Source organism: Bradyrhizobium sp. 21 (genome assembly GCF_023073335.1).
In the GTDB taxonomy this organism is placed as follows: Bacteria; Pseudomonadota; Alphaproteobacteria; order Rhizobiales; family Xanthobacteraceae; genus Bradyrhizobium.
Window position 1 is genome coordinate 397,948 of sequence record NZ_JADPJG010000015.1, and the last position, 16,821, is coordinate 414,768.

General features: G+C 64.6%; 20 protein-coding genes. 14 read left to right on the forward strand and 6 right to left on the reverse strand.

What is annotated here, in order from left to right; all coding sequences use genetic code 11:
• Window positions 1-78: 78 nt before the first annotated feature.
• The 8 genes from ctaD (at window position 79) to IVB31_RS17945 (ending at window position 6,206) form a co-directional block, all read left to right on the forward strand.
• A complete protein-coding gene (ctaD, locus tag IVB31_RS17910) occupies window positions 79-1,704 on the forward strand; it encodes a cytochrome c oxidase subunit I (RefSeq protein WP_247324629.1) in 1,626 nt (541 codons plus the stop codon).
• Window positions 1,705-1,764: 60 nt separating this feature from the next.
• Entirely contained in the window at window positions 1,765-2,709 is a 945-nt protein-coding gene (locus tag IVB31_RS17915; protein ID WP_247324630.1) for a heme o synthase, read from the forward strand.
• Window positions 2,706-2,882 (forward strand): CoxF protein, encoded by a 177-nt coding sequence (locus IVB31_RS17920; protein WP_247324632.1) that lies wholly within the window; start codon window positions 2,706-2,708, stop codon window positions 2,880-2,882. The genes IVB31_RS17915 and IVB31_RS17920 overlap by 4 nt, the downstream gene beginning before the upstream one ends.
• 5 nt (window positions 2,883-2,887) lie before the next feature.
• Window positions 2,888-3,538 carry a cytochrome c oxidase assembly protein gene (locus IVB31_RS17925; RefSeq protein WP_247324634.1) on the forward strand — a complete coding sequence of 217 codons (651 nt, stop codon included), beginning with the start codon at window positions 2,888-2,890 and terminating at the stop codon, window positions 3,536-3,538.
• A gap of 79 nt (window positions 3,539-3,617) precedes the next feature.
• Window positions 3,618-4,475, forward strand: a complete 858-nt coding sequence (locus IVB31_RS17930) for a cytochrome c oxidase subunit 3 (RefSeq protein WP_247324636.1) — start codon at window positions 3,618-3,620, stop codon at window positions 4,473-4,475.
• A gap of 99 nt (window positions 4,476-4,574) precedes the next feature.
• Window positions 4,575-4,976, forward strand: coding sequence for a DUF983 domain-containing protein (locus tag IVB31_RS17935; protein ID WP_247324638.1), 402 nt, complete (start codon window positions 4,575-4,577; stop codon window positions 4,974-4,976).
• Complete coding sequence (locus tag IVB31_RS17940) at window positions 4,973-5,725, forward strand: SURF1 family protein (protein WP_247324640.1); 753 nt, start codon at window positions 4,973-4,975, stop codon at window positions 5,723-5,725. Before IVB31_RS17935 ends, IVB31_RS17940 begins: the two co-directional genes overlap by 4 nt.
• 115 nt (window positions 5,726-5,840) lie before the next feature.
• Complete coding sequence (locus IVB31_RS17945) at window positions 5,841-6,206, forward strand: nuclear transport factor 2 family protein (RefSeq protein WP_247324642.1); 366 nt, start codon at window positions 5,841-5,843, stop codon at window positions 6,204-6,206.
• Here the strand turns inward: IVB31_RS17945 and IVB31_RS17950 are convergent.
• The gene (locus IVB31_RS17950) at window positions 6,203-7,546 is read right to left on the reverse strand and encodes a histidine kinase (protein WP_247324643.1); all 1,344 of its coding nucleotides are present in this window, start codon (window positions 7,544-7,546) and stop codon (window positions 6,203-6,205) included. The two genes, IVB31_RS17945 and IVB31_RS17950, sit on opposite strands and share 4 nt — an antisense overlap.
• Before the next feature lie 85 nt (window positions 7,547-7,631).
• On the opposite strand from IVB31_RS17950, the gene IVB31_RS17955 reads away from it, so the two are divergent.
• From IVB31_RS17955 to IVB31_RS17975, 5 genes are all read left to right on the forward strand, one after another.
• Complete coding sequence (locus tag IVB31_RS17955; protein ID WP_247324644.1) at window positions 7,632-8,276, forward strand: response regulator transcription factor; 645 nt, start codon at window positions 7,632-7,634, stop codon at window positions 8,274-8,276.
• A 613-nt stretch (window positions 8,277-8,889) separates the two neighbouring features.
• On the forward strand, window positions 8,890-10,308 hold the full coding sequence (thrC, locus tag IVB31_RS17960) for a threonine synthase (RefSeq protein ID WP_247324645.1): 1,419 nt from the start codon (window positions 8,890-8,892) through the stop codon (window positions 10,306-10,308).
• The gene (locus IVB31_RS17965; protein WP_247324646.1) at window positions 10,305-11,594 is read left to right on the forward strand and encodes a pitrilysin family protein; all 1,290 of its coding nucleotides are present in this window, start codon (window positions 10,305-10,307) and stop codon (window positions 11,592-11,594) included. Before thrC ends, IVB31_RS17965 begins: the two co-directional genes overlap by 4 nt.
• A gap of 39 nt (window positions 11,595-11,633) precedes the next feature.
• The gene (locus IVB31_RS17970; protein WP_247324647.1) at window positions 11,634-12,221 is read left to right on the forward strand and encodes a GNAT family protein; all 588 of its coding nucleotides are present in this window, start codon (window positions 11,634-11,636) and stop codon (window positions 12,219-12,221) included.
• A 172-nt stretch (window positions 12,222-12,393) separates the two neighbouring features.
• On the forward strand, window positions 12,394-13,047 hold the full coding sequence (locus IVB31_RS17975; RefSeq protein ID WP_247324648.1) for a hypothetical protein: 654 nt from the start codon (window positions 12,394-12,396) through the stop codon (window positions 13,045-13,047).
• A gap of 211 nt (window positions 13,048-13,258) precedes the next feature.
• Here the strand turns inward: IVB31_RS17975 and IVB31_RS17980 are convergent, their stop codons facing one another.
• The 5 genes from IVB31_RS17980 to IVB31_RS18000 all read right to left on the reverse strand — a co-directional run bounded on the left by IVB31_RS17980 (window position 13,259) and on the right by IVB31_RS18000 (window position 15,895).
• A complete protein-coding gene (locus tag IVB31_RS17980) occupies window positions 13,259-13,744 on the reverse strand; it encodes an ATP F0F1 synthase subunit B (RefSeq protein WP_247324653.1) in 486 nt (161 codons plus the stop codon).
• A gap of 5 nt (window positions 13,745-13,749) precedes the next feature.
• Window positions 13,750-14,313 carry a F0F1 ATP synthase subunit B' gene (locus IVB31_RS17985; RefSeq protein WP_247324654.1) on the reverse strand — a complete coding sequence of 188 codons (564 nt, stop codon included), beginning with the start codon at window positions 14,311-14,313 and terminating at the stop codon, window positions 13,750-13,752.
• Window positions 14,314-14,373: 60 nt separating this feature from the next.
• The gene (locus IVB31_RS17990; RefSeq protein ID WP_007599451.1) at window positions 14,374-14,604 is read right to left on the reverse strand and encodes a F0F1 ATP synthase subunit C; all 231 of its coding nucleotides are present in this window, start codon (window positions 14,602-14,604) and stop codon (window positions 14,374-14,376) included.
• A 53-nt stretch (window positions 14,605-14,657) separates the two neighbouring features.
• Entirely contained in the window at window positions 14,658-15,407 is a 750-nt protein-coding gene (locus tag IVB31_RS17995; RefSeq protein ID WP_247324656.1) for a F0F1 ATP synthase subunit A, read from the reverse strand.
• A 113-nt stretch (window positions 15,408-15,520) separates the two neighbouring features.
• The gene (locus IVB31_RS18000) at window positions 15,521-15,895 is read right to left on the reverse strand and encodes an AtpZ/AtpI family protein (RefSeq protein WP_247324657.1); all 375 of its coding nucleotides are present in this window, start codon (window positions 15,893-15,895) and stop codon (window positions 15,521-15,523) included.
• Between the two features lie 361 nt (window positions 15,896-16,256).
• On the opposite strand from IVB31_RS18000, the gene IVB31_RS18005 reads away from it, so the two are divergent.
• Window positions 16,257-16,793: a hypothetical protein gene (locus IVB31_RS18005; RefSeq protein ID WP_247324660.1), complete on the forward strand. Its 537-nt coding sequence runs from the start codon at window positions 16,257-16,259 to the stop codon at window positions 16,791-16,793.
• Window positions 16,794-16,821 lie beyond the last annotated feature (28 nt).

Below are 16,821 nucleotides of genomic sequence, written 5' to 3' on the forward strand. Positions count from 1 at the left end.
GAAGGCTCGCGGAGACTGAAGCGACATAAAGGGCGGGACCTTCAAAGGTCCGAACGGGACGCAAGGCAGGATTTGAAAATGGCAACGAGCGCAGCGGCACACGGCGATCACGCGCAAGACCACGGACATGACGAGCACGCCCATCCGACCGGATGGCGCCGCTACGTCTATTCGACCAACCACAAGGACATCGGCACGATGTACCTGATCTTCGCGGTCATCGCCGGCGTCATCGGTGCCGCGATGTCGATCGCGATCCGGGCCGAGCTGATGTATCCGGGCGTGCAGATCTTCCACGAGACGCACACCTACAATGTGTTCGTGACCTCTCACGGCCTGATCATGATCTTCTTCATGGTCATGCCGGCGATGATCGGCGGCTTCGGCAACTGGTTCGTTCCGCTGATGATCGGCGCGCCCGACATGGCGTTCCCGCGCATGAACAACATCTCGTTCTGGTTGCTGCCGGCCTCCTTCGCGCTGCTGCTGATGTCGACCTTCGTCGAGGGTGAGCCGGGTGCCAACGGTGTCGGCGCCGGCTGGACCATGTACGTGCCGCTATCGAGCTCCGGTCATCCGGGCCCGGCCGTCGACTTCGCGATCCTGTCGCTGCATCTGGCGGGCGCCTCGTCGATCCTCGGCGCCATCAACTTCATCACCACCATCTTCAACATGCGCGCGCCGGGAATGACCCTGCACAAGATGCCGCTGTTCGTGTGGTCGATCCTGGTGACGGTGTTCCTGCTGCTGTTGTCGCTGCCGGTGCTCGCCGGCGCGATCACCATGCTGCTCACCGACCGCAATTTCGGCACGACGTTCTTCGCGCCGGAGGGCGGCGGCGACCCCGTGCTGTTCCAGCATCTGTTCTGGTTCTTCGGCCACCCCGAAGTGTACATCCTGATCCTGCCGGCTTTCGGCATGGTCAGCCAGATCGTCTCGACCTTCTCGCGCAAGCCCGTATTCGGCTATCTCGGCATGGCCTACGCCATGGTCGCGATCGGCGGCATCGGCTTCGTGGTGTGGGCGCACCACATGTACACGGTCGGCATGTCCTCGGCGACGCAGGCCTATTTCGTCGCGGCGACGATGGTCATCGCCGTTCCGACCGGCGTGAAGATCTTTTCGTGGATCGCCACGATGTGGGGCGGCTCGATCGAGTTCCGCGCCCCGATGATCTGGGCCGTGGGCTTCATCTTCCTGTTCACGGTCGGCGGCGTCACCGGCGTCGTGCTGGCGAACGCGGGCGTCGATCGCGTGCTGCAGGAAACCTACTATGTCGTCGCGCACTTCCACTACGTGCTGTCGCTCGGCGCGGTGTTCGGGATCTTTGCCGGCTGGTACTACTGGTTCCCGAAGATGTCGGGCTATATGTACAGCGAGACGCTGGCCAAGGCGCACTTCTGGGTCACCTTCATCGGCGTCAATTTGGTGTTCTTCCCGCAGCACTTCCTCGGCCTGTCGGGCATGCCGCGCCGCTATGTCGACTATCCCGATGCCTTCGCCGGCTGGAACCTGATCTCGTCGCTCGGTTCCTACATCTCCGGCTTCGGCGTGCTGATCTTCCTCTATTGCGTGATCGACGCCTTCGCGAAGAAGGTGCCGGCAGGCGACAATCCGTGGGGCGCGGGTGCGACCACGCTGGAATGGACGCTGCCCTCGCCGCCGCCCTTCCACCAGTTCGAAGTGCTGCCCCGCGTGCAGTAAGCCAACTCCCGCGGCGCCCGTGACGGGCGCCGCGGCTCTACAACAAAGCGAGTTAAATTAGTGTCCGTCCTCGACCACAACGCCGTCGACATCAATCCCCGCATCTCCGAAGCGGAGGTTGGCGACTACATCGCGCTCCTGAAACCGCGCGTGATGTCGCTGGTGATCTTTACCGCGCTGGTCGGAATGGCGATGGCGCCCGGGCATTTCCACTGGGTGCTGGCGATCACCTCGCTGCTCTGCATCGCCGTCGGTGCCGGCGCCTCCGGGGCGCTCAACATGGCGCTCGAAGGCGACATCGACGCCAAGATGTCGCGCACGGCGAACCGGCCGATTCCACGCGGCCGCATCACCCGTCCCGAGGCGATGGCCTTCGGCATGACGCTCGCCTTCTTCTCGGTGATGACGCTCGGCATCCTCGTCAACTGGATCGCGGGCGCGCTGCTCGCCTTCACCATCTTCTTCTACGTCGTGATCTACACGATCGGCCTGAAGCGCTGGACCGCGCAAAACATCGTGATCGGCGGTGCCGCCGGGGCGCTGCCGCCGGTGGTGGCCTGGGCCGCGGTGACGGGCACGGTCGATGTCGAGCCGCTGCTGCTGTTCGCCATCATCTTCTTCTGGACGCCGCCGCACTTCTGGGCGCTGGCGCTGTTCCGCTCCGACGATTACGCGCGCGCCGGCATTCCGATGCTGCCCAATGTCGCCGGCCCCGACGCGACGCGGCTTCAGATCCTGCTCTACACCATCGTGCTGATCGCGGTCGCCGCTGCGCCCTGGGCGCTCGGATATTTCGACGCCGTCTACGGCATCGTCTCGCTGATCCTCGGCGCCGGCATGCTGGCGTTCGCCATCAACGTCTATATCCGCCGCGAGCGCAGCCAATCGCTGCGCGCGACGCGAAAGCTGTTTGCGTTCTCCATTCTTTACCTGTTCGCGCTGTTCGCGACCCTGCTGGCCGAGGTCGTGTTCCGGGCGCTTGCTCCGATGGCAGGGGGCGCATGATCACAGGGATGGCCGACAAACCCGAGATAGACGGAATCGTCCTCACCGAGGCGCAGAAGAAGAGCCGTCGTCAGCGCTCCATCGCCATTGCTTTGGCGCTCGGCGTGCTCGTGGTGCTGTTCTTCGCCGTCACCATGGTCAAGGGACCGGCCGTGCTCATCCGGCCGATGTAGGGAAGATGGACCGAGAGCCCACCATATCGCGGGATCAGAGCCGGACGGCCAAAAAGGGGCGTGGGCCTTTTGGGGGTCTTGGCCGCGATGTGCTGGTCGCCTCGATCTGCGGCGGCGTGGTCGCGCTGATGGTCGGCGCCTCCTACGCGGCGGTGCCGTTCTACAACTGGTTCTGCCGCGCCACCGGCTTCAACGGCACGACCCAGGTGGCGATCTCGGCGCCGGCCAGCGGTCCCATCGCGCGAAAGATCGCGGTGCGCTTCGATTCCAACGTCGCGCCCGGCCTGCCCTGGAAGTTCGAGCCGGAGCAGAGCGAGATCGAGGTCAATATCGGCCAGGTCGTGACTGTCTTTTACACCGTGACCAATCAGGCCGCGCGGACCACCGCAGGCCAGGCCGCCTACAATGTCGCGCCGCTGACGGTCGGATCCTATTTCCAGAAGATCAACTGCTTCTGCTTCACCGAGCAGACCATGGCGCCCGGCGAGACGCGCGAGATGCCCGTCGTGTTCTACGTCGATCCGTCGATCGCCGACGACCACGAGAACGACGGGCTCAACACCATCACGCTGTCCTACACGTTCTATCCGGTGCGCGATCCGGTGGTGAAGCCGGTCGCAGCCAGTGAAGACGACAAACGCAAGGGAAATCTCTGATCGCCGGGCGCACGCCCGCGGGGTTGGAAACAAGGGGATAAGTGCCGGACAGGCACGGGATTGAGGAGCGAGACCGCAAATGGCAACGGCGCACACCAAGCATCACGACTACCATCTGGTCGATCCCTCCCCGTGGCCCGTCGTCGGCTCGATCTCGGCCTTCATCATGGCGGTCGGCGCGATCACCTGGATGCACCACATGTTCTCGGCTGCGCCGATCATCTTCGGCGTCGGCACCGTCGGCGTGCTCTACACCATGGCGAGCTGGTGGGGCGACGTCATCAGGGAAGCCCAGTACAAGGGCGACCACACCCGCGTGGTACAGATCAGCCACCGCTACGGCATGATCCTGTTCATCGCCTCCGAGGTGATGTTCTTCGTCGCCTGGTTCTGGGCCTATTTCAACGCGGCGCTGTTCCCGGCCGATGCCGTTCATGCGACCCGCGAAGCCCTGTTCGGCGGCGTATGGCCGCCGAAGGGCATCGAGACCTTCGATCCCTGGCATCTGCCGCTTCTGAACACGCTGATCCTGCTGACATCAGGCACCACGGTGACCTGGGCCCACCATGCGCTGCTCGAGAACGATCGCCAGGGCCTGAAATATGGCCTGATCCTCACCGTCGTGCTCGGCGCGCTCTTCACCTGCGTGCAGGCCTATGAGTACAGCCACGCGGCATTCTCGTTCGGCGGCAACGTCTACGGCGCAACTTTCTTCATGGCGACCGGCTTCCACGGTTTCCACGTGCTGGTCGGCACCATCTTCCTGCTGGTCTGCCTGTTCCGCGCCTATGCCGGCCATTTCTCGCCGACGCAGCATCTCGGCTTCGAGTTCGCCGCCTGGTACTGGCACTTCGTCGACGTGGTCTGGCTGTTCCTGTTCCTCTGCATCTATGTCTGGGGACACGGCGCCGAGACCATGGCCCACGGCGCGCATTGAGCAAGCCGAAATCGGATCGAGCGAGGGCGGCCGCAGGGCCGCCCTTTTGCTTTCCTGCTGCCGCGGGCGGCGGCAGAAACTGTGATAGAGTCCGCCATCATGAACGACACTGCCGGCCCGTCCGAGCCTGAGACCACCGTCCTGCAAAGCGCGCTGCGCGGGCTTGCCTGCAAATGTCCGCGTTGCGGCCAGGGCAAGCTCTATGCGGGCTTCCTGACGCTCGCGCCTTCCTGCGACCGTTGCGGCCTCGACTATGCCTTCATCGACACCGGCGACGGTCCGGCGATCTTCATCATCATGCTGGCCGGTGCGATCGTGGTCGGCTGCGCGCTCGTCGTCGAGGTCAAGTATCAGCCGCCGTACTGGCTGCACGCGGTGCTGTGGCTGCCGCTGATCCTCGCCACCACGCTATTGCCGCTGCGCGCGATGAAGTCGCTGCTGATCGCGCTGCAATTCCATCACAAGGCGGCGCCGGGCCGGCTGGTCGACCGCGCGAAATGAACGAGACCGCGCGCAAGCCCCGCGTGGCCGGCTTCGCGCTGTTCACGCTCTTCCTGGCCGCGATCTGCGTCGCGCTCGGCCTCTGGCAATTGCAGCGCCGGACCGCCAAGCACGACCTCGTTGCCGCACTCACCGAGCGCCTTGCGGAGGCACCGGTCGCGCTGCCGCCACCGGCGCAATGGGCCGCGCTCAAGCCCGCGCGCGACGAATTCCGCCGCGTCAGCTTGACTGCGACTTACGCAGCCCTGCCCGATGCGATGGTCTATTCCTCCGGATCCGCCGTGCGCAAGGACGCCTCGAGCCCCGGCACCTGGGCGTTCCTGCCGGCGCGGCTTCCAACCGGCGAGGTGGTCGTGATCGATGCGGGCTTCGTCGAGAACACCATGCAGGACCGCAGCGTCGAGGATCGCGCGGTGAAGAAGCTCGTGACCGGCGCGCCTGTCATGCTCACCGGCTATCTTCGCTTTCCAGAGCCGCCGAGCTGGATGACGCCCGCCGAGAATCGCGACAAGCGGCTGTGGTTCGTGCGCGATCATCTGGCGATCGCAAGTGCGCTCGGCTGGGGCGCGGTTGCGCCGTTCTACATCGATCTGGAACACCCCGCGCCGGAGAATGGCATCCCGCGTCCTGGGCCGCTCGACGTGCATCTCAAGGACGATCATCTGCAATACGCCATCACCTGGTTCGCGCTCGCGGGCGCGGTGCTGATCGCGTTCGGCGTCTGGGTGAGGGGACGGCGCCCGGCTTGAAATATCCGTAGGTTTCCGGAGGGAACCCGGTATCGCCCGGGGTTTATTATTCAGCGCATATTCACGAGTGTGGCCCTAAGCCGCAGGAAATTTTCGCGGCAGTCAGGATTTTGGCGTGAGCGATTTCGACCAGATGGGAATTGTCGTCGACTGGGTGGACGCCTGCCGCAATGGCGACCTCGCGACGCTGCTCGACCTCTATGCAGACGACGCCCAGGTCGAATGCACGTGCAATGGCACGCAGCATTATCGCGGCCGGGGCGAGCTCGAAGCCTATTGGGGACCGCGGCTCAGCACCTTCTCGTCGGCAGGCTTCGGCCTGGAAGAGATCAATCCCGTGGCCCACGGCGTCGATCTCGAATATTCCGTCGCCGGCGCGCTGCGCATTCGCGCCTCGTTTTGCTTCAGCTCCGAAGGCAAGATCTACAGCACATTGTGCGAGCCGGCGCGACAGAACGCGCACAGCGGCTGCGCGTGCTAGCTAGCCGCGACTGGCGCCTCGCGTGCCGGTTCGGCGGGAAGGCGGCAGCGCACATAGGTTCGTTCGTCCGCGCGCAGCAGTGACAGCGATCCGCTGAGCGCGCGCACGCGCTCATGCATGCCGGTCAGGCCGCGGCCGAAGACGTTGTCCTCGGGAAAGCCGCTACCGTTGTCGGAGATCTCGATGGTGAGCACCTCGCCGGCAATTGTCGCCTGCACATGGGCGTTGCTGGCTCCGGCATGGCGCAGCACGTTGGTCAGCGCCTCCTGAATCAGGCGATAGACGGTCTGGGCCAGCGGTCCGTCGATCTCGTTCAGCGCAGGATCGATCGTGTCCGTCAGGCCGATATGCGGTGCCTGCCTGCGAAAGTTACGGAGTAGCGTCTGCACGCTGGTCTCCAGGCCCAGTTCCTCGATGTAGAGTGGCCGCAACCGGTCGAGGATACGGCGGTTGGTCTGCTGCAGCGCCTCGACTGATTGCAACACCTCCTGAGCCGAACTGCCCAGATCTCCTGCCGAAGGCGAGGCCTCGACCAACGCGATCGTGCCGGCGCGGATGCCGAACAGCAGCGGGCCGAGCTCGTCGTGCAGTTCGCGCGCGAGATCGCGCCGCTCGTCGTCCTGGAGCGACACCAGGCGGTGCAGCAGGTCGCGATTGTCCTGGCTCAATTGCGCCAGCGTCGCGGCCAGCGCATTGGCCTCCTCGCAGCTTTGCCGGATTTCCGGCGGTCCGGCGACCGGGATCGGCGTTGCGTAGTCGCCGCCCCGTAACCGCGTCAGCCCTTCGGCGAGATATTGCAGCGGACGCAGGGCCGATCCCGCGAACACATAGGCAATGGTGCCGGTGAGCACCATCAGCATTGCGATGAGGCTGGTGAGCGCTAGAAAGCCGATCCACTTCTCGAACAGATCGGCCGACAGGTCCGGCAGAAAGACGAGATCGCCGACCCGCTGGTCGTCGATCATGACCGGAACTGCCACGCCCATATCCGGAATGGTGAGCCGATCGACAAACCATCGCGGCACGCCATGCGGCCTGCGCAGGCCGTCCCTCGCTGAGGGCTTAGGACCCCCTGCCACAGCCCGGAATTGGATATCGGAGGAGATGTCCAGAGAGTGGACAAAGGCCTCGAGGGTCTGCTGCGGATTGTTCGAGCTGCGCAGGGTGTCGTTGAGCGCCGCGGCCACCGTTCGGGTCAAACGCCGCGCCGGCTCGTTCTCGTCGGCCAGTTGGTCGGTTGTGAAGGTCTGGAGCAGCACGCCGCCCATGATCAGCGCGGCGAGGAAGCTCATGCCGAGCGGCAGAAACAATTGGGTCCTGAACGAGAGGCGTTGCCACATTAGGTCAATTCTAACGCGCATTGGCCGGTTTTGCTCTTTCCATTTGTTCCCGGCGGTTTATGAGTCGAAAAACAAGAGAGCTGCAATGCAAGATACTGCCAAGCCGGCAACCAGAGTCCTGATTGTCGACGACCATCCCGTGGTGCTGTCAGGTTGCCGGACCCTGTTCGCATCCGACCATTCGATCCGGATCGACGAGGCCAGCGACGCCAAATCCGGGCATCGCGCCTATGTCAGCAAGCGGCCGGATGTCACCGTGATCGACATCAGCCTGCCCGATGTGTCCGGCTTTGAACTGATGCGGCGCATTCGCAAGGACGATCCCGACGCCAAGATCATCATGTTCAGCATGAACGACGATCCGGCCTTCGTGGTGCGGGCGGTCGAGCTTGGGGCGCAGGGCTATGTCTCCAAGGGCGACGATCCCAGGATCCTGCTCAAGGCAGTGCGCAAGGTGGTCGCGGGCGATAATTTCATCTCGCCGCAGCTCGCGGAAGCCGTGACATTCTCCGGCGCGGCGATCAAGGCCAATCCTGCCTCGCAGATGACGCCGCGGGAGCTCGAGATTCTTCGCCTGCTGGGTCGAGGCGACAAGATCGTCGAGGTCGCCGAGGCGCTCGGTATCTCCTACAAGACCGTCGCCAACACCACGTCCCTGCTCAAGCAGAAGCTTGGCGCCAAGAACCATTCCGACCTGATCCGGATCGCGGTGGAAATCGGGATGAACTGACACCCGGGGTACTGGCGGCGGGGCACTGGCGGCCCGGAGACGAGACACTGGCGGGCCAGGGGAGTGGCGCCCGAGGCGCCGAACCGGCTGCTCCAGGATGCCGCCGGTTCGGCGGGGCGGATCCGTCTCTGCGCCAGCCGGGCAATGCATGGAGAGCGCCGACACCATCCGCCGACACAATGGGTCGAGCTGGCATTGGTTCCCCAGCTGTCCGCTTGTTTCGGGATAACATGGCAATATGTGGCGAGTAATGGCACGGGCGCGTTGGCCGCAGTCGGCAGGTGTCGGGAAAAACAGGAACATTTTTTTGCCGACGCGGTTTTCACCCTTGACGATTTCGTGACAGGCGATGAAAGCTTGTGCGAACAGTTTAGCGGGTCAGCGACCCCGACGAGGCAAACCGGTCTGCACACATCAACGACAGACCTTCCAAGAGAAAGGGCTGCGGCATTGCCGCAGCCCTTTTTCGTTGGATGGTCCCAGACGGGAAGCGGTTTCCCGATGCCGCAAAACACTTTATGGTGGCCCAAAGCCTCCGGCTGTTAACAAGTAATTTCGTAAAATCAAAGGCTTGCGGATCGAGTCCAGGCTCGACCGGCCTTTGGAGGGCAGTTTGACTCGTTATATCTCGACCCGGGGCGAAGCCCCTGAGCTCGGCTTCTGCGACGTGATGCTGACCGGGCTTGCCCGCGACGGCGGCCTGTATGTGCCGGCCATCTGGCCGCAACTCTCGACTGAGGCCATCGCCGGCTTCTCCGGTCGTCCCTATTGGGAGGTCGCGGTCGACGTGATCCGGCCCTTCGTCGGCGGCGAGATCCCGGACGCCGAGCTCGGCCGCATGGCGAACGAGGCCTACGCCACTTTCCGCCATCCGGCGGTGGTGCCGTTGCGCCAGATGGCGCCGCATCAGTTCGTGCTGGAGCTGTTCCACGGTCCGACGCTCGCCTTCAAGGACGTGGCGATGCAGCTGATCTCGCGGCTGATGGACCATGTGCTGGCCAAGCGGGGCCAGCGCACCTCCATCGTGGTCGCGACCTCCGGCGACACCGGCGGTGCCGCGGTCGATGCCTTCGCGGGGCTCGAGAATGTCGATCTCATCGTGCTGTTTCCGCACGGCCGCATCTCCGATGTGCAGCGGCGGATGATGACGACGACGGGCGCGGCCAACGTCCATGCGCTCGCCATCGAAGGCAATTTCGACGACTGCCAGGCGCTCGTGAAGGGGATGTTCAACAACCATCGCTTCCGCGATGCGACGGCGCTGTCCGGCGTCAATTCCATCAATTGGGCGCGTATCGTCGCCCAGGTGGTCTACTATTTCACCTCTGCCGTCGCGGTCGGCGCACCGTCGCGCGCGGTGGACTTCGTGGTGCCGACCGGCAATTTCGGCGACATCTTTGCCGGCTATGTCGCCAAGCGCATGGGCCTTCCGGTGCGGACCCTGAGCATCGCCGCCAATGTCAACGACATCCTGGCGCGCACGCTGAAGACCGGGATCTACGAGGTGCGCGAGGTGCACGCGACGGCGTCGCCATCGATGGACATCCAGATCTCGTCGAATTTCGAGCGGCTGCTGTTCGAGGCCGGCCGGCGCGATGCCGCCGGCGTGCGCCGTCTCATGGACCAGCTGAAGCAGTCGGGACGCTTCGTGTTGCCCGACGCGACGCTCGCCGCGATCCGCGAGGAATTCGACGCCGGCCGCGCCGACGAGACCGAGACCGCGGCCGCGATCCGCGCTGCCTGGCGCGAGGCGGGCGAACTGGTCGATCCCCACACCGCGGTCGCGCTTGCTGTCGCCGACCGCGACACCACCGACACGACGGTCCCAAGCATCGTGCTGTCCACCGCCCATCCGGCCAAATTCCCCGACGCGGTCGAGGCGGCCTGCGGCCAGCGGCCGCAACTGCCGGCCTGGCTCGACGGTCTGATGACCAAATCCGAACACATGAAGGTGATGAAGAACGACCAGGCCGAGGTCGAGCGGTTCGTGCTGTCGGTCAGCCGCGCCGCAAAACAGGGAGTTGCCGGATGAGCGTCGAGATTTCCAAGCTTGCCTCCGGCCTGACCGTCGTCACTGACAAGATGCCCCATCTCGAGACTGCGGCGCTCGGCGTCTGGGCCGGCGTCGGCGGGCGCGACGAGAAGCCCAACGAGCACGGCATCTCGCATCTCCTGGAACACATGGCGTTCAAGGGCACGACGAAGCGCTCCTCGCGCGAGATCGTGGAGGAGATCGAGGCGGTTGGCGGCGACCTCAATGCCGGCACCTCGACCGAGACCACGTCCTATTATGCGCGGGTGCTGAAGGCCGACGTGCCGCTCGCGCTCGACGTGCTCGCCGACATCCTCGCTAATCCGGCTTTCGAGCCCGACGAGCTCGAGCGCGAGAAGAACGTTATCGTGCAGGAGATCGGCGCCGCGCAGGACACGCCCGACGACGTCGTGTTCGAGCACCTCAACGAGCTCTGCTATCCCGACCAGCCGATGGGCCGCTCGCTGCTCGGCACTGCGAAGACCTTGCGGGCCTTCACCCGCGATTCGCTGCGCGACTATCTCTCGACGCATTATCGCGGGCCCGACATGGTGGTGGCGGCGGCAGGTGCCGTCGATCACAAGCAGGTGGTCGCCGAGGTCGAGCACCGCTTTGCCAGTTTCGAGGCGACGCCGGGTCCCAAGCCGCAATCCGCACAGTTCGGCAAGGGCGGCACCAAGGTGGTGCATCGCGAGCTCGAGCAGGCGCATCTGACGCTGGCGCTGGAAGGCGTGCCGCAGAGCGACTTGTCTCTTTTTTCGCTTCAAGTTTTCACCAACATCCTCGGCGGCGGGATGTCGTCGCGGCTGTTCCAGGAGGTGCGCGAGAAGCGCGGCCTCTGCTACTCGATCTACTCCTTCCACGCGCCCTATACCGACACCGGCTTCTTCGGTCTCTACACCGGCACCGATCCGGCCGACGCGCCCGAGATGATGGAGGTCGTGGTCGACATCATGAATGATTCGGTGGAGACCCTGACCGAGGTCGAGATCGCCCGGGCCAAGGCGCAGATGAAGGCGGGCCTGCTGATGGCGCTGGAGAGCTGCTCGTCCCGCGCCGAGCAGCTCGCCCGGCATGTGCTGGCCTACGGCCGGCCCCAGACCGCCGAGGAGCTGGTGGCCCGGATCGACGCCGTCAGCGTCGAATCGACCCGGGATGCAGCGCGTGCACTGCTTTCGCGCAGCCGCCCTGCGGTTGTCGCATTGGGCAGTGGCAGGGGTCTGGACACGGCGGTATCTTTTGCGGAAGGATTGACCCGGGCACGCGCCAAGGCGCGGCTGCATTAGGAGCCGCGCACGGGCTGACCCGCCCCGGGAAGCATCACCATGGCCCTCTTTCGCCTGCCATCCAGTGGACCTGCCGCCCTCGCGCCGCGCGGCAACGGCCTGTTGCTGCGTGCGCCGCAGATGTCGGACTTCTTGCAGTGGGCGCACCTACGCGAGTCCAGCCGCGATTACCTGACGCCCTGGGAGCCGATCTGGCCGTCGGACGATCTCACCCGCTCCGGCTTCCGTCGTCGCCTGCGCCGCTATTCCGAGGACATCTCGGCGGACCGCTCCTATCCCTTTCTGGTCTTCCGCGAGCTCGACGGCGCCATGGTCGGCGGCATCACGCTCGCCAACGTCAGGCGCGGCATCGTCCAGGCCGGCACCATCGGCTACTGGGTCGGCAAGCCCCACGCCCAGCGCGGCTACATGACGGCCGCGCTGCGGGTGCTGCTGCCAACGCTGTTCGGCGAGCTCAATCTGCACCGGGTCGAGGCCGCCTGCATCCCGACCAATGCGCCGTCGATTCGGGTGCTGGAGAAGTGCGGCTTCTCCCGCGAGGGACTGGCGCGCCGCTATCTCTGCATCAACGGGGTCTGGCAGGACCATTTGCTGTTCGGCCTGCTGCACGAGGATTTCCGCGGCTGAGCCCGTTCATCCCTGCGGCCGAAGCCTCCTTGTTTGCGTGCCGTTTTGCCTGTCGTTTTTCTTGCCGTTTTCCTCGCCTTTTTGCTTGCCTTGGGTTCGCCGGTTTTGACGATATAACGGCGCAAGGCCGGCCGGCGATCGGCCGCGATGTTGTCATGGAGTACGGGCGTTGATGGTGAAGGAGCTTCGATCATTGCGGAATGTGCTGCGGCAGGGTCCGGTGATCGTACTGGCGCTCTCGGTGTCGCTTGCGGTCGTCTCGCCGGCCTCGGCGCAGTCGCTGACCGACCGTTTCAAGGGCCTGTTCGGCGGCAAATCCGACGAGCCGGCCCAGCCCAAGCCGGCGCCGGCGCCCGGTCAGCCGGCGGATGACGACCTCGACTGCCCGCAGGTCACGGTGCGTGCGGGGGCCTCGACCTACGCGGTCGGCGCCAACGGCAAGCCGGCCGTCGGCAATGAGATCCGCTTCCAGGCGACGATCACCAAGATGGCGCGTGAATGCGCCCGGAACGGCGGCGATATCACGGCCCGGATCGGCATTCAGGGCCGCGTCATCGCCGGTCCCGCCGGTGCGCCCGCGACCGTCGAGGTACCGTTGCGTATCGCCGTGGTGCATGGCGGCGTCGGCGAGAAGGTGATCGCCTCGAAGGCCTACCGGACCACGGTCGAGATGTCGGAGGGCGGCAGCGTGCCCTTCACCTTCGTCGCCGAGGATCTGACCTATCCGACCCCCTCGGCCGCGACCGCCGATTCCTACATCTTCTATGTCGGCTTCGACCCGCAGGCGCTCTCGCCCGAGCCGAAGGCGAAGGTGAAGAAGAAGTAGGGCGAGGTCGCGCGACAACCTCAACCGTCATTGCCCGCGAAGGCGGGCAATCCAGTATTCCAGAGGCCGCAGTGCTTGAGCCGAGAAGCCGCGGCGTACTGGATCACCCGCCTTCGCGGGTGATGACACCTGTTTCGTGATGGCAATTCGTGGCCAACAAAAAAGCCGGCGCTTATTGCGCCGGCTTTTCGACTGGTGAAAGCGAAACCCCTCAGTTCAGCTTCTGCCGGACCTCGGTGATGCCCTTGGCGAGCAGATCGTCGGCGACCTGGCCCTTGACCGACTGCGACAGGATCGTGGAGGCGGCCTGGACGGCGGCTTCCGCGGCTGCGGCGCGGACATCGGCCACCGCCTGGGCCTCGGCGAGCGCGATCTTGCTCTCCGCGGTCTTGGTGCGGCGCGCGACGAAGTCTTCCATCTTCGCCTTGGCTTCGGTCGCGATGCGCTCGGCTTCGGACCTGGCGTTGGCGATGATGTCGGCAGCCTCGCGTTCGGCCGAGGCGGTGCGCGCCTTGTAGTCGGCGAGCACCTTGGCGGCTTCCTGCTTGAGGCGGGTCGCGTCGTCGAGTTCGGCCTTGATGCGGTCGGCGCGATGATCGAGCGCAGTCATTGCCTTCTTGAAGACCCCGAGATAGCCAAACACGACCATCAGGATCACGAAAGCGATGGCGACCCAGGTTTCAGGATCGAAGAACATATCGACTAACCCTTCAAGGACGCATCAACGGCGGCATTGACCGACGCCGCGTCCGGTATCACGCCCGTAAGCTGCTGCACGATCGAACCTGCCGCATCGGCCGCGATGCCGCGGACGTTGCTCATGGCGGTCGCACGGGTCGAGGCGATGGTCTTTTCCGCCCCGGCGAGCTTGGCCGCCAGCTGCTCTTCCAGCACCTTGCGCTCGGCGTCCGCCTGCGCATTCGCCTTGTCGCGGGATTCGTTGCCGATCGCCTGCGCGCGCGAACGTGCCGAAGCAAGCTCACCTTCATAGGCCTTCAGCGCCGCGTCGGACTGGTCCTTCAGCCTCTGCGCTTCGGCGAGGTCACCTTCGATCTTGTTCTGACGTGCCTCGATCGCACCGCCGACGCGCGGCAAAGCGAGCTTGGACACGATCACGTAAAGCGCGACGAAGAAGATCGCGAGTGACACCAGCTGTGAAGCATAGGTGCTGCTCTCGAAAGGCGGAAAACCGCCACCGTGACCGCCTTCGGACTCGGTGTGGGCGCCCGCCGCCGGACTTTTCGCCCCGCCATGACTCTCAGCCATGGATTACTCCTGTTGCCGTCATGCGCGCCGCTTCGGTTGAAGCGGCGCGAAACATCGTCCTCAGAGCGGAACGAACAGTAGCAGCAGCGCGATCAGCAGCGAGAAAATGCCGAGCGCTTCGGTCACGGCGAAGCCGAAGATCAAATTGCCGAACTGGCCCTGAGCGGCCGACGGGTTGCGGACGGCTGCGGCGAGGTAGTTGCCGAAGATCACGCCCACGCCGACGCCCGCGCCGCCCATGCCGATGCATGCGATGCCCGCGCCGATAAGTTTTGCTGCTGCCGGATCCATTTTAGACTCCTTGGAAGAAAGATTGGGTTGTGGGTGGAAATTCCCCGGACCGCTCAGTGTCCCGGATGAATGGCGTCGTTGAGGTAGATGCAGGTCAGGATCGCAAACACATAGGCTTGCAGGAACGCGACCAGAATCTCGAGAGCGTACAGCGCGACCGTGAGTGCCAGCGGCAGCACGCCGCCGACCCAGCCGAGTGCGCCGAGCGAGAAGCCGAGCATGGCGACGAAGCCCGCGAACACCTTCAGCGCGATGTGGCCGGCCAGCATGTTGGCGAACAGACGGACGCTGTGCGAGACCGGCCGCAGGAAGAACGACAGGATCTCGATGAACATCACCAGCGGCAGGATGTAGCCGGGGACGCCGTGGGGCACGAAGATCGAGAAGAATTTCAGGCCGTTCTTGGCGACGCCGTAGATCAGGACCGTGAAGAAGACCAGCAGCGCGAGCGCCGCGGTGACGATCAGATGGCTCGAGATCGTGAAGGTGTAGGGGATGATGCCGACCAGGTTCGAAACGCAGATGAACATGAACAGCGAGAAGATCAGCGGGAAGAACTTCATGCCTTCCGAACCGGCCGTCGAACGGATGGTCGAGGCCACGAACTCGTAGGAGATCTCGGCGACCGACTGGAGGCGCCCGGGGACCAGCTGCGTGCCGCTGGCGAGCATCAGGATCGAGATGATCGCGACCGCCACCAGCATGTAGAGCGACGAATTGGTGAAGGCGATCGTGTGGTTACCGATATGGCCCAGGGTGAAGAGAGGCTCGATGTTGAACTGGTGGATCGGATCGATTTTCATCAGCGCGGCATCTCTTGGTCTGCCGGGCTATACCGGCGGGTCTCGGTCTGCCGGCCGGGCCGGCCCGTACCGGCACAAGGCTGGCACGATCATTCCTCTCCTGTGCGGATCGCTTAAGAACCACCGCGCCTGTTCTGACCCGCGCCCGCCGTCCTCACCACATTCACCACGCCGGCCACGAAGCCAAGCAGCAGGAACACGATAAATCCGAAAGGCGACGTCGACAGCAAGCGGTCGAATCCCCAGCCAATCCCCGCTCCGACAACGACCCCGGCGACCAACTCGGAGGATAACCGGAAACCAAGCGCCATCGCCGAAGCTCTGGCCGCTCTGTCTTCACCGTCACCTGCGGGTTGCTCGGTCTTGACGTGGCGGCCGCGAAATTCGGACAACCGCTGGTCAAGATTTCCGAGCCGTTCGGAAAGCGCAGCTTCCTCGGATGATCTATCGCGATCTCCATTCCCGCCGTGTCCCGTGCCCTGTGTCATGCAACGAAGACCCGAAACGCCGCGGCTGAATGGAAATTACGCCCGCCACCCTCAAAAGCCGCGCGGACCATACTGATGGCCCATAATCAAGTCAAGCCAAGTCACGATTGTGTCGATTTCTGTTATGTATCTGATTTAATTGACGTTATTGGCGCATGCGGCAGCGCCGCACACAGCGTGACGCCGCACCGCAGCAGCTCTCCGCATGATCGGCGGATGCCGTCGCCATTTCGTCCGTCCGCCGGGATCAAAGGGGGCGCCGTGGTCGTTCATGTCAGGGGCACGTTTTGGGCGGCGGATCGCCGCGCCGGGGTGTAGAATTTGCGAGAATGCCACCTTTCGCGTCGTGGCGGAGAGCGCGATGAGACCTGCGAATTCATCCACAACATCATGGCTCGCGGCGGCGGCGCTCGCCGCGGCGATGACCATCAGCGGCGGCTGCCTCGCTGCGCAATCCGCGCCGGACAGCGAAAACGGCCGCTACAGCATGACCCCCATCCCCGAGGGCGTGCTGCGGCTCGACACCCGCACCGGCACGATGTCGACCTGCACCAGGAGCGGCGCCGGCTGGGCCTGCTATGCGGTGCCCGATGAACGTTCCGCGCTCGACGCCGAGATCGGCCGGCTCCAGGCTGAGATCGAGACTCTGAAGGGACAGCTCGCGGCAGGGCCGACCGTCTCAGGCAAGGTCGACGAAGCCTTGCCGAAATCCGATCCGCTGAAGAAGGCGGAGCCGCAACCACGCGAACCAAAGGTCGCCGAGGGTGACCGCAGGATCGAGATCCCGCTGCCGAGCGACCAGGACGTCGATCGCGTGATGTCGTTCCTGGAAAAGGCCTGGCGCCGGCTGATCGACATGGCCAACCGCGTGCAGAAGGACGTGTCGGGAAAGATCTGAGGACCAACAATGTCGTCCTGGCGAAAGC

Bases quoted from the DNA above. Each gene is read 5' to 3' on its own strand.
- ctaD (WP_247324629.1), top strand. From the start codon at position 79: ATGGCAACGAGCGCAGCGGCACACGGCGATCACGCGCAAGACCACGGA.
- IVB31_RS17920 (WP_247324632.1), top strand. From the start codon at position 2,706: ATGATCACAGGGATGGCCGACAAACCCGAGATAGACGGAATCGTCCTC.
- IVB31_RS17925 (WP_247324634.1), top strand. From the start codon at position 2,888: ATGGACCGAGAGCCCACCATATCGCGGGATCAGAGCCGGACGGCCAAA.
- IVB31_RS17930 (WP_247324636.1), top strand. From the start codon at position 3,618: ATGGCAACGGCGCACACCAAGCATCACGACTACCATCTGGTCGATCCC.
- IVB31_RS17935 (WP_247324638.1), top strand. From the start codon at position 4,575: ATGAACGACACTGCCGGCCCGTCCGAGCCTGAGACCACCGTCCTGCAA.
- IVB31_RS17940 (WP_247324640.1), top strand. From the start codon at position 4,973: ATGAACGAGACCGCGCGCAAGCCCCGCGTGGCCGGCTTCGCGCTGTTC.
- IVB31_RS17950 (WP_247324643.1), bottom strand. From the start codon at position 7,546: ATGTGGCAACGCCTCTCGTTCAGGACCCAATTGTTTCTGCCGCTCGGC.
- IVB31_RS17955 (WP_247324644.1), top strand. From the start codon at position 7,632: ATGCAAGATACTGCCAAGCCGGCAACCAGAGTCCTGATTGTCGACGAC.
- IVB31_RS17965 (WP_247324646.1), top strand. From the start codon at position 10,305: ATGAGCGTCGAGATTTCCAAGCTTGCCTCCGGCCTGACCGTCGTCACT.
- IVB31_RS17970 (WP_247324647.1), top strand. From the start codon at position 11,634: ATGGCCCTCTTTCGCCTGCCATCCAGTGGACCTGCCGCCCTCGCGCCG.
- IVB31_RS17975 (WP_247324648.1), top strand. From the start codon at position 12,394: ATGGTGAAGGAGCTTCGATCATTGCGGAATGTGCTGCGGCAGGGTCCG.
- IVB31_RS17980 (WP_247324653.1), bottom strand. From the start codon at position 13,744: ATGTTCTTCGATCCTGAAACCTGGGTCGCCATCGCTTTCGTGATCCTG.
- IVB31_RS17985 (WP_247324654.1), bottom strand. From the start codon at position 14,313: ATGGCTGAGAGTCATGGCGGGGCGAAAAGTCCGGCGGCGGGCGCCCAC.
- IVB31_RS17990 (WP_007599451.1), bottom strand. From the start codon at position 14,604: ATGGATCCGGCAGCAGCAAAACTTATCGGCGCGGGCATCGCATGCATC.
- IVB31_RS17995 (WP_247324656.1), bottom strand. From the start codon at position 15,407: ATGAAAATCGATCCGATCCACCAGTTCAACATCGAGCCTCTCTTCACC.
- IVB31_RS18000 (WP_247324657.1), bottom strand. From the start codon at position 15,895: ATGACACAGGGCACGGGACACGGCGGGAATGGAGATCGCGATAGATCA.
- IVB31_RS18005 (WP_247324660.1), top strand. From the start codon at position 16,257: ATGAGACCTGCGAATTCATCCACAACATCATGGCTCGCGGCGGCGGCG.